Below are 10,914 nucleotides of genomic sequence, written 5' to 3'. Positions count from 1 at the left end.
GCCTCGTGAGTCTTGGATGCTTCAGCTCTACTTCACAGACCCGGTACACGGGATCTATGAAGCAACTGGGGCAGAAGAAGAGACAAAAGCTCTGCTGTCAAGCGGGTGAGGAAACCCCACCCGCCTACGCGGTGGGGTAGTTCATGTTGCCCCCAATAGGACTATCCGGCGCTACAAGGCAGGGGAAGCCGCCAAGGCATTGCAGGATCCCCGAAGGCAGCAGCCTGGACTTGTCTTTCTAGAGGGACAGGCCAAAAGCACCCTGAGAGCCACCCCACCTGCCTTACAGGGAGCTTCAGCCACCCTCCTGTAGAGCGCGGCCTTCTCACTGCAACGGGAGCTGGTAGACACTCCGGGAAGGCCCTTCTACCCCATCTTTATCCTGAGTCTGATCCACCCCCACACCCCCAGCGGCTAGCTCTAGACAGGCTACTAGCAGGTGGGGATCCTGAGCGGGTTGCTGGCGTCGATTGGCCGCAGGTAAGCAAGATCCACCGCTAATTAGCTGAAGAAGCTTAAATAGGCTCAAGCCCATTTTGCAATAAGAATTTACGAAAATCCAGAGCTTTTTACCTTAAATCTGTAACTCTTAACGCTATTCTCAGAGAGGCAGTGCTAGACTTCTCTTATCTAGTCAAGGGTATTGCTTAGCTTTCCTCCCCTCGAGCTTACCGAAGCTCAAAAGGGGTAGGTTTATTGGCTCTAATTCTTGCCTGGCTTTGCTGCTGCTTGCAGCGAGCTGGGGTGCTGTTTTCAAGTCTTTTTGAGCATGAGTTGGAGGAACGTTGGAATGAACCGGCAGACAGTTCAGGTTAAGAGCGAGACCCGTAACCACCAAGGCCACTTTATCCCACAATCAGAGTACGTCCTAGTCGATGCCAACTGCAACGGCTGGGCGCTCATTTGTGCTGACAATGCCCGCTGCTACTACGTTGATCCCGATGCCCTCCAGTTTGAGGCCGGCTGAGGCTTAGTGCTGGAAATGGCAGACCTGCTTTGAAGTCATCCTAGGCTCTTAGAGCTGAGCAAAGCGATCGGTGGCTGCCAGGAGGGCGGTGCGGATCCCGGGCTCAGTGATGGCGTGGCCGGCATCAGGAATGAGGTAAAACTCCGCCTCTGGCCAGGCCTGATGCAACTCCCAGGCAGAAATGGGAGGACAGACGACATCGTAGCGGCCCTGGACAATGACAGCCGGCAGGTGGCGCAGGCGCTCTACCCCCTTAAGGAGTTGATCCTCCGCCTCCAAAAAACCGTGGTGGATAAAGTAGTGGCACTCTAGGCGGGCAAAGGCCTCGGCAAAGCTCTCCTGGCCAAAGCGCTCGATGAGCTCAGGGCTGGGGATCAGCTTGCTGGTGCTGGCCTCCCAAATGGCCCAAGCGCGGGCTGCCTTTAGGCGCACTTGAGGATCGGGGTCGGTGAGGCGGCGGTAGTAGGCTGCCAGCAGGTCATCCCGCTCTTCGGGGGGGATGGGCTCGAGGTAGTGTTGCCAGGCATCGGGAAAAAGGTAGCTGGCCCCCTCCTGGTAAAACCAGCGGATTTCAAAGGAGCGGAGTAGGAAGATCCCCCGCAAGATAAACCCCAGACAGGACTGGGGGTGGGTCTGGCCGTAGGCTAAGGCAAGGGCGCTGCCCCAGCTTCCTCCAAAGACAAACCAGCGTTCAATGCCCAAGTGCTGGCGCAGCCTCTCAATATCGGCCACCAGATCCCAGGTGGTGTTCTCCCGCAGCTCAGCGTAGGGGCGGCTCTTGCCGCAGCCGCGTTGATCAAACAGCACCACCCGCCAGCGGCTGGGATCAAAGTACTGCCGGTAGAGGGGATCGATCCCACCCCCTGGCCCCCCATGCAAAAACACCACCGGCTTGCCCGCCGGGTTGCCGCACTGCTCGTAGTAGAGGGTGTGCAGGGAAGAGACGGGGAGAAAGCCGTGATCGTAGGGCTCGATGGGCGGATAGAGCTCGCGCTGCATAGGCAGATCTGGAAACAAGCAGCTTTCTAGGGCCTGCGCAGGGCAATGGTGGCCTTGGGGGGGATCCCTTCTTGGAAGGTCTCGCCATCGGCGGCCACGATGACAAACTGCAGCTCCTGCCCCGGCTGGGCACCCAAATTGCTCCAGGGAATGGCCACCTCCAAACAGGCATCCACCACCGCCTTCACCTGATGGTTGATGGGGTGCCAGCTATGGTACTCCCCTGCCTGCAAGAGCTGAGCCTCGACGGGTGCGGGATGCTGGCCGGTGCCAGGCGGCGGCAGCGACAGCTTCAACAGGTGGCGGTAGAGATAGTTGAGGGGGGCTTCTGCGGGTAATCCCTGTAGGGGAATGGGGCTGTTGACGGTAACGCGGTTGGGATAAAACCAGAGCACCAGCAATTGCTTGGGCCGCTGCACCACCGAGCTAAAATCTAGCCGCAGATAGAGGTTGAAGTGATCGAACCCGTACCAGAGGCGGCGGATGACGCTGTTGCGGTGCATGGTTCCTCGAGCGGCGCCGATCTCCACCCGCCCGGCCTGGCTCCACTCCCGTTCGGCGGGGCGACCGTTGATGGTGGGATGGATAAACCCCTGCGGCAGGCGATCCCCCAGCCCGTCGTGATCCTCGAGGGGAAACTGCAGCGCCGCCGGCACCGCCTCTCCCAAAGCGGTGTAGAGGGCCTGTAGATGTTCCCGGAACAACTGGTCGAAAACGGCATCGTGGGCGGAAGAATGGCCCGCCCCAAACCACCAGAACCAGTCGGATCCCTCGGCCGCCCAGAGGGCTTCCCAGGCCTGGGGGGTGGCGTAAGGGTGATCCTGGATCACCTGGCGGGCTTGGGCCAGGAGCTCCCAGGCGCGGTTTTTGACGGGATCCCCAATCCAAGTGGTCAAGTCGGCCTCAATCCAAGAGCCGCTGTGCAATTGTTCGGCTGGCAGAAACTCGGTGGGAGGGAACTGATCCAAAAACTCGGAGACCGTTACCAAGCGCAGGGCCGGGTGTTGGCTGAGGCGGGTATAGAGGTTTTCCAAGAAGGGCCGGCCATCTTGGGGATAGTACTCCCAGCAATTTTCTCCATCGAGAGCAATGGTGACCAGCCAAGGCTGCTCTGGGGGCAGGCGGTTGCGGATATTCTCCAGATGGCCAATGAGGTCCTTGGCGGCAGCGTCGGCAGGCATGGTGCTGTAGCTAAAGCCAATGAGATCGGAAAGGCGGTGATCCCGGAAGACAATCGCCAGATCCCCCGCCTCGCTCTCAAGACGATAGGGCCGGTAGAGCTTTTCCGGCTCAAGGACATGGCCCTGCTCATCGCGGTGGAAAGGCTGGCCCAGGCTCCAGCCCAGCACTCCCTCGTCAGAGATAATCCACTCAAAGTCCTGCTTGCAGACGATGGGGACAATGGCGGGGCTAACCGCCTGCTCTGAAGGCCACAACCCCCGCGGATCGCGGCCAAAGCGCTCCCGGTAGATCTGCTTGGCCCGCTCCAGTTGGCTGTGGACATCCTGCTCCCAGTGGAAGGGGTAGCGGGGCAGGGGCAAGCCGGGCCGGGCCACCCGCGCCGAGCGCTCGCTTACCAGTAGGGGCAAGATAGGGTGGGTGTAGGGGCTAGTGGTCAACTCCAGTTGGCCGCTACTTTGCAACTTAGCGTGCTGGGGCAGGATGGCGGCCAGGATCTGCTGTTGCTTGGCGTAGATCCGCTGCCGATCCGCCAGGGTAAAGCCGGAGCCCATCTTAATCCAGCCCTCGATCTCCGGATCCTCTTGGAAGAGGGGATCGAACCAGGACAAATTGTGCCAGGCCAGCAGATCGCTGAAGTCTTGCGCTGTCCAGTACTGTAGGCACCAGTTGATCCCTTGCGATTCCCGCTGTTCGTAGAGCTGGCGGTAGCGGGGGTAGGGCTCAATCATGGTGGGGTAATGGCTGTCGAAGAAACGCTCGACAATGAAGCGCCGCTGCTCCGGGGTCAGCTTTTCGACAGGAGATAAAGTCAGCTCCAAATAGGGATCGAAGGCCGAGCCGGCCACGTAGTCCTCAATTTGCACAATGAGAGAGGGCACTAGGTTAACCGTTTGGTGCAGGCGGGGATAGCGCTCCAGCAGCAAAATTAAGTCCAGGTAGTCTTTGATCCCGTGCAGGCGCACCCACGGCAAGCGATACTTGCCTGCCAGCGGACTTTTGTAGAGGGGCTGGTGTTGGTGCCAAACCAGGGCGACATACAGCGGGTGGGTCATGGGAGGCACGGGATCCAACCATCACCCGGATACTAGCCCATCTGTCCGCCTCTCGATCGCAAGAAACTCTGGAAGGTTAAATGGTGGGGCTCCACCTGGATGGGGCCCACTGCGGGAAAACCTTGTCATTTGCCAGATTTCTCAGGACAATGGCGGCAAATGGAAGAGCTAAGGCATGACTGCTGCTACCCACGTCCTGGAACAGTCGATTGTTGTCTTTTCCCAAAACTACTTGCCCATTAGCCGGGTCAACATTAGGCGGGCGATTGTGCTGCTGCTGACGGGCAAGGCAGAGCCGCTGGCGATGATGAATGTGCCGGTATGGAAAGTGCGCTCCCCCAGCCAGGTGATCGAGGTGCCCGAGCACATCCGCCTGACCATCAAAGGCAAGGAGCGATCCTGGCGGGTGCCCCCTGTCAACCGGCGGGAGGTTTTGCGACGGGACCACCACACCTGTCAGTACTGCGGCAGCACCCATAACCTAACCCTGGATCATGTCGTGCCTCTTTCTCGCGGGGGATCCCACACTTGGGACAATGTAGTCACGGCCTGCGAGCGCTGCAACCAGCGCAAGGGCAACCGCACTCCTGAAGAGGCCAATATGCCTCTGCGCAGCAAACCCCGCGCCCCCCTCCACCCGACGGTGGCTTTTGCCGAGCAGTTTTGGCACAAACAGCAGAGCCGGCAAGAGCAAATCTACGGCTACAGCACAAGCTAGAATCGGCAAATCCCGGTTGTTATCGATGAGGATCCGCGTCGGCCATGATGACCGTAATGGAGTTTTTTGCCCTCAGCGCTGGCGAGTGGATGTGTCAGCGCACCAGCCATCACTTGGCTTTTCGCCGCTCTGAAGGAGGGAGGTCGCGGCTGCAAATTGCCACCCTTGCGGCAACCGATCCAGCTGTCATTCGGGTTTGCGAGCTGTTCAAGGTGGATCCGCAGCGGGCGGTGGGGGCAGCACGGGTACAGTGGCAGGGGGAGCAGGACTGGGACAACGAAGAGTACAAAGGCGATGTGGTGCTGGTTCCGATTCCCGATCCTGACAACCCCATGCGGGGGCAACTGCTGCGGGATCAGGGCTATGCTGAGAAAGTGCCGGTGGCGGGTACCTATGTGATGGGAGCCGATGGCGCCCTCACCCTCTACACCGAGTACGAAATGACCGAGTCGGAGGAGCGCATTTGGTTTGCCAGCCCCAATCTCCGCCTGCGGACTAGCATTGTCAAGCGCTTCGGCGGCTTTAGCATGGCTTCTTTCTGCTCCGAGGTGCGCAAGCTCTCCGCCAGCCCTTCCCCCCTCTCGGCCATGGCCGAGTCCCGCTCTCCCTAGGCGGGGGCTGACCAGATCCCTGGCTGAAAGTTGGCTCCTTTTGGGTGGGGGGAGAGCCTCAGCCAGCAAGGGATGGGCTAAAACCTCTGTTGGTGGGTTATTTGTAGACGGAAAACCCCGGCTGTGGCGGATCTAAGCAATTTTATCCAGGGTATTGAGCAGCTTATCGAGCTAGCCCAGAAGCTGGACGAGAAAAGAAACACGGGGGAGCTGCGAACCGAGGTGCGCATCCAGGCCCGTCCTTTGGGCAGCTCTATCCCCCCTTCCGGCTCCATCCCCCGTCGCCGCAGCAGCGCCCAGCCAAGGGATCCCTCCTGGAGCAGCGAGCCCCAAGGGATGTCTGCAACCCGCTTCCAGGAAACCTCTGGGGCTGCTGGGACAATCCCTGCCGAGCGCCCAGGGTCAAGGTCCAAGTTGTGCCTCAAGGACGTAGGGGGGCTTAAGGAACAACTGCAAGCCTTGCGGGAGTTGGTGGAGATTCCCCTCAAGCGGCCCGATCTACTGGCTAAGTTGGGGCTGGAGCCGCCCCGTGGCGTGCTGTTGGTTGGCCCCCCTGGCACTGGCAAAACCCTGACGGCCCGCGCCCTGGCCGAGAGCCTGGGGGTGAACTACATTGCCGTCGTGGGCCCGGAGCTGATTGGCAAGTACTACGGCGAGGCGGAGGCGCGCCTGCGGCAGCTGTTTGAGCAAGCGGCTAGGTCTGCCCCTTGTCTGGTGTTTATCGACGAAATTGACGCCCTTGTGCCCAATCGCAGCACCGTCGAGGGGGAGGTGGAAAAACGCTTGGTGGCCCAGCTGCTGGGGCTAATGGACGGGTTTGGGGCCCAAGAAGGCGTTGTGGTGCTGGCAGCCACCAACCGACCTGAAGCTTTGGATCCGGCCCTGCGGCGACCGGGGCGCTTTGACCGGGAGATCATCTTTAGGGTGCCGGATCGGGAGGGGCGGCGGGAGATCCTGGCCATTCACACCCGCGGCATGCCCCTGGCAGAGGATGTGGATTTGGACAGCCTAGCAGATCAGACGCTGGGCTTTGTAGGCGCGGATCTGCGGGGCCTGTGCCAGGCGGCCGCCTATGCGGCTTTGCGGCGCCAGGTGCCGGATCTAGAATCCCCCATTCCTGAATCCCTAAAAGTGACGGCAGCGGACTTTCAAGAAGCTCTGCAACAAGTGAAGCCGGCGGTGTTGCGCTCGGTGGAAATTGAATCCCCCCAGGTGAGCTGGGATCACATTGGCGGCCTGGAGCACGCCAAGCAGGTTTTGCAGGAGGCCATCGAGGGATCCCTGCTGCACCCAGAGCTGTACGAGCAGGCCCAGGCCCAAGCCCCCAAAGGGATCCTCCTCAGTGGGCCCCCCGGCACCGGCAAGACTCTCCTGGCCAAGGCCATTGCCTCCCAGGCCAAGGCCAACTTCATCGCCGTCTCCGGCCCAGAGCTCTTGAGCAAGTGGGTGGGCTCCTCCGAGCAGGCGGTGCGGGAACTCTTTGCCCGTGCCCGCCAATGCGCTCCCTGTGTGATCTTCATCGATGAGATCGACACCCTGGCGCCGGCACGGGGCAGTTACTCCGGCGATAGTGGCGTCAGCGACCGGGTCCTGGGGCAACTCCTAGCCGAACTGGACGGGATCCGCTCCAGCCAGGGGGTCTTGGTGGTGGCGGCCACCAATCGCAAGGAGAGTTTGGATCCCGCCCTCACCCGCGCCGGCCGGCTGGAGCTGCACCTGAGTGTGGAGCTGCCGGATCGCGCCGCACGGCGGGAAATCTTGGCTGTGCACAACCGCAGGCGCCCCCTGGGGCCAGATGTGGATCTGGAGGTGTGGGCTGAGCGCACCGAGGGCTGGAGCGGCGCCGACCTGGCTTTGTTAAGCAACCGTGCCGCCATTGCCGCCATTCGCCGCCACCGCGCCACTTCTGCCTCCTTAGACGCCAAGGCCTTGGTCATTGGCCAGGAGGACTTTGCCCAGGCCTTCGCTGAGCTCCAGCAGCAGCGGCAGGTCAGCTAGAAGACAGGGATCCCTTGCCATTCCGGTTGCCGATGGGCATGGGCCGCCTCGCCGCAAGTGCGGGGGGTGGGAAAGATCTTGTCGGGGTTGGCCAGATGCTGCGGGTCGAACACCTGCCGCACCCACTGCATGCTCTCCAAATCCGTGGGCGTAAACATCTCCGACATGTAGCAGCGCTTGTCGGCCCCGATGCCATGCTCGCCAGAGATGCTGCCTCCCAGGCGTACGCAGAGCTTGAGGATCTCACCCCCCAGCTTCTCCACTTGTTCCAGGGATCCCGGCACCGACTCGTCGTAGAGAATCAGCGGATGGAGATTGCCGTCGCCGGCGTGGAACACATTGGCCACCCGGTAGCCGTATTCGCGGCTGAGGCGCTCAATTTCTTTGAGGACATAGGCTAGCTGGCTGCGGGGGATCACCCCATCCTGGACGTAGTAGTTGGGGCTGAGCTTGCCCATTGCAGCAAAAGCCGCCTTGCGCCCTTTCCACAGCCGCGCCCGCTCTTCTGGGTCAGAGGCAACTTGCACCTGGCGGGCGCCGTTTTTGAGGCATAGCGCCCTCACCTGTTGGCTAGCTTCCTCCACCTCCAGCGCCAGCCCGTCCACCTCCACCAGCAAGATGGCTGCCGCATCCCGCGGGTAGCAGCCCAACTGCACCACATCCTCGACGGCGTTGATGCTGAAGTTGTCCATGATCTCCAGGCCGGCGGGGATGATCCCAGCAGCGATGATGTCGGAAACAGTGGCTCCTGCCGCCTCAACGCTCTCAAAATCTGCAAGCAAGACCTGCACCTGAGCCGGCGCCTTGAGCAAGCGGAGGGTGATCTCCGTCGCAATCCCCAGGGTGCCCTCAGAGCCGACAAACAGGCCCACCCAGTCGTAGCCGGGCATCTCCGGGATCTTGCCCCCCCAGCGCACCACCTCCCCATCCGGCAGCACCACGGTCAGGCCGAGGATGTGGTTGGCTGTTACCCCGTACTTGAGGCAGTGGACGCCGCCGGAGTTTTCCGCCACATTGCCGCCGATGGAGCAAACCGACTGGCTAGAGGGATCCGGCGCATAAAAATAGCCCTGGGCGGCCACCGCTTGGGTAATCCAGGCGTTGATTACCCCCGGCTGCACCACCATGCAGCGGTTGTCTAGGTCAATCTCCAGGATCTGTTTCATCAGGGTGGTGGCGATGACGACGCTATTTTCCACGGGTAGCGCCCCTCCCGAAAGGCCAGTGCCGGATCCCCGGGCCACAAAGGGCACCCGATAGCGGTTGCACAGCTTCACCACCTGCGCCACCTCCTCCGTGGTGCGCGGCAACACCACCAAAGCCGGCCTTTGCCGGTAGCTGGTCAGCCCGTCGCACTCGTAAACCAGCAGCTCCTCCGGCTTGCTGATCACTCGCTGCGGATCGAGAATTTTTTTGAGCTCAGCCGTCAGCTTGATCCAGTCGAAAGTAAGGCCAGTTTGCAGAGGAGGGGAAGGACGTACAACCATAGATCGTCGGGGAGAAATGTCCTCAGAGGAGATATCGTCACTATAGTCTGGCCGGAGAGCCTATGCAGTCCCGCAGCGCCGAACAGATCCTCGAACAAGTGCGGCAGCTCTACGACCTCTACCCCTTCCCGCCACAGCCCATCGCCACCGTTCCCCCGCCAGGGTGGAACTGGCGCTGGAGCTGGCCCCAGGCCTATGCCTTCTGCACAGGTGCTCATCCAGGCCGCCGCCCAGTGCGCATTCTGGACGCTGGCTGCGGCTCTGGGGTGGGGACGGAGTATATCGCCCACCAAAACCCCAACGCCGAAATCTGGGCCTTTGACCTAAGCAGCCGCGCTCTAGAGATTGCCGAGGCCCGCTGTCGGGCTTCCCAGGCACCACCGGTGCACTTTCGCCAGCTCAACGTCTACGACATCGACCAACTGCCAGGGCAGTTTGACTTCATCAACTGCGTGGGTATGCTCCACCACTTGCCCGATCCAGCAGCGGGGCTCCAGGCGCTGGCCAGCAAATTGGCTCCCGGTGGAATCCTGCATTTGTTTGTCTACGGCGAGCTGGGCCGCCATGAGATTCGCCTCATGCAGAAGGCCATCCGCCTCTTGGTTACCGGCTCTGAACACCAACCCCTCGCTTCCCCAGAGCAATTGCAAAAGGCCCTCCAGGTGGGTCGCCGTCTTTTCGAGATCCTGCCGGCAAGCAACCGCATCCAGCAGCAGGAACAGGCCCGCTGGGCCATCGAGAACGTGGACGACGAATGCTTTGCCGATATGTACCTGCACCCGCAGGAGGTGAACTACAACATTGAGACCCTATTTGAGCTGATCCGCGCCTCCGGACTGCAGTTTCTGCGCTTTTCCAACCCGGAGTTTTGGCGGCTGGAGCGGGTGTTGGGCCAGGATGAGGCCCTACTAGCCCAGGCGGCTCAACTGCCGGAGCTGGAGCGCTACCGCCTGATTGAGCTGCTGGATCCGGTGGTGGCCCACTACGAGCTGTTTCTTGGCAAGCCCCCCATTTGCCGCTGGGAATGGACCCATCCAGAGGAGGTGGCCGCGGCAGTGGCTCACCTCAGCCCCTGCCTGGGTCTGTGGCCAGGGCGGAGCCTCTTCAACTACGCCTACGAGGCCATCTCCCTCAGCGAGGAGGCCTTTGCCTTTTTGCAGCAGGTGGACGGGATCCGCACCGTCCAAGCCCTTCAAGAGAGCCTAGACTCTCCCCTGAGCTGGCCGCAGTTGCAGCAGTTGCTGCGCTGGCAGGTGCTGCTCTTGGAGCCGCAAGAGAACGGTTTTTGAGGGCTCTTGGCGAGTCTGAGACAGAAAGAGGCTACTGCGGCATTTGCTTTCTTGGACTTCCCTAGCTTATGCTAGGAGACTGTGACCTTTCCCCTGGCCATTTCTGGGGTTATCGCCATGCCCAAGATCAAAACCCGCAAGGCAGCCGCTAAGCGCTTTCGCCTCACTGGTAACGGCAAGTTCCTGCGCCGCCGAGCCGGGCACAACCACCTACTTGAGCACAAAACCAGCAACCGCAAACGCAAGTTGGCGGGTGTGGCCTTGGTGAGCAAGCAGGATCTGGTCAATGTGCGCCTGATGCTGCCCAACACCCACTAGGGGAAATCCACCCCCTCAGCCTAGGGTGAGCCCTCGCCACAGCAGGCTGGAAGTCTCAAGCTCTGTTGGCCTCGGTATCTGTATTGGGTTACTGCCATGAGAGTCAAACGCGGCAATGTTGCCCGCAAGCGTCGTAAGAAGATCCTCAAGCTAGCCAAAGGCTTTCGCGGAGCCGGCTCCAAGCTGTTTCGCACTGCCAACCAGCAGGTGATGAAGGCGCTGCGCAGCGCCTATCGGGGTCGCCGCCGCAAGAAGCGGGATTTTAGCCGCCGCTGGGTTGGCCGCATCAACGC

General features: G+C 61.1%; 10 protein-coding genes. 7 read left to right on the top strand and 3 right to left on the bottom strand.

From position 1 onward, the window contains the following. Positions 1-790: 790 nt before the first annotated feature. Positions 791-967, top strand: a complete 177-nt coding sequence (locus tag NW827_RS01630) for a hypothetical protein (protein ID WP_414361807.1) — start codon at positions 791-793, stop codon at positions 965-967. A 48-nt stretch (positions 968-1,015) separates the two neighbouring features. Here the strand turns inward: NW827_RS01630 and pip are convergent, their stop codons facing one another. Further along, the gene (gene pip, locus NW827_RS01625) at positions 1,016-1,966 is read right to left on the bottom strand and encodes a prolyl aminopeptidase (protein ID WP_414361804.1); all 951 of its coding nucleotides are present in this window, start codon (positions 1,964-1,966) and stop codon (positions 1,016-1,018) included. Between the two features lie 26 nt (positions 1,967-1,992). Continuing rightward, complete coding sequence (locus NW827_RS01620) at positions 1,993-4,200, bottom strand: glycoside hydrolase (RefSeq protein ID WP_414403667.1); 2,208 nt, start codon at positions 4,198-4,200, stop codon at positions 1,993-1,995. Positions 4,201-4,375: 175 nt separating this feature from the next. Here NW827_RS01620 and NW827_RS01615 point away from each other — a divergent pair, with 175 nt between their 5' ends. The 3 genes from NW827_RS01615 (at position 4,376) to NW827_RS01605 (ending at position 7,527) form a co-directional block, all read left to right on the top strand. Further along, positions 4,376-4,918, top strand: a complete 543-nt coding sequence (locus tag NW827_RS01615) for an HNH endonuclease (protein WP_414361800.1) — start codon at positions 4,376-4,378, stop codon at positions 4,916-4,918. Between the two features lie 47 nt (positions 4,919-4,965). Beyond that, positions 4,966-5,529 (top strand): phycobiliprotein lyase, encoded by a 564-nt coding sequence (locus NW827_RS01610; protein ID WP_414361821.1) that lies wholly within the window; start codon positions 4,966-4,968, stop codon positions 5,527-5,529. Between the two features lie 123 nt (positions 5,530-5,652). Further along, positions 5,653-7,527: an AAA family ATPase gene (locus NW827_RS01605; RefSeq protein WP_414403668.1), complete on the top strand. Its 1,875-nt coding sequence runs from the start codon at positions 5,653-5,655 to the stop codon at positions 7,525-7,527. Here the strand turns inward: NW827_RS01605 and glcD are convergent. Next, positions 7,524-9,014, bottom strand: a complete 1,491-nt coding sequence (gene glcD / locus NW827_RS01600; RefSeq protein ID WP_414361795.1) for a glycolate oxidase subunit GlcD — start codon at positions 9,012-9,014, stop codon at positions 7,524-7,526. The two genes, NW827_RS01605 and glcD, sit on opposite strands and share 4 nt — an antisense overlap. Before the next feature lie 62 nt (positions 9,015-9,076). Between glcD and NW827_RS01595 the strand changes: the two genes are divergently transcribed. The 3 genes from NW827_RS01595 to rplT form a co-directional block, all read left to right on the top strand. Continuing rightward, the gene (locus NW827_RS01595) at positions 9,077-10,303 is read left to right on the top strand and encodes a class I SAM-dependent methyltransferase (RefSeq protein WP_414403669.1); all 1,227 of its coding nucleotides are present in this window, start codon (positions 9,077-9,079) and stop codon (positions 10,301-10,303) included. 117 nt (positions 10,304-10,420) lie between these two features. Next, positions 10,421-10,621 carry a 50S ribosomal protein L35 gene (rpmI, locus tag NW827_RS01590; RefSeq protein WP_414361819.1) on the top strand — a complete coding sequence of 67 codons (201 nt, stop codon included), beginning with the start codon at positions 10,421-10,423 and terminating at the stop codon, positions 10,619-10,621. 96 nt (positions 10,622-10,717) lie between these two features. Then, positions 10,718-10,914 (top strand): 50S ribosomal protein L20 (rplT, locus tag NW827_RS01585; protein ID WP_414503262.1); only part of this gene is annotated, 197 nt, incomplete at its 3' end.

Origin of the sequence: Synechococcus sp. H70.1, from assembly GCF_047502705.1 — a bacterium.
GTDB lineage: Bacteria > Cyanobacteriota > Cyanobacteriia > Thermostichales > Thermostichaceae > Thermostichus.
Note: the sequence above shows the minus strand (reverse complement) of the source record. Positions and strands in the feature narration are given on the sequence as shown.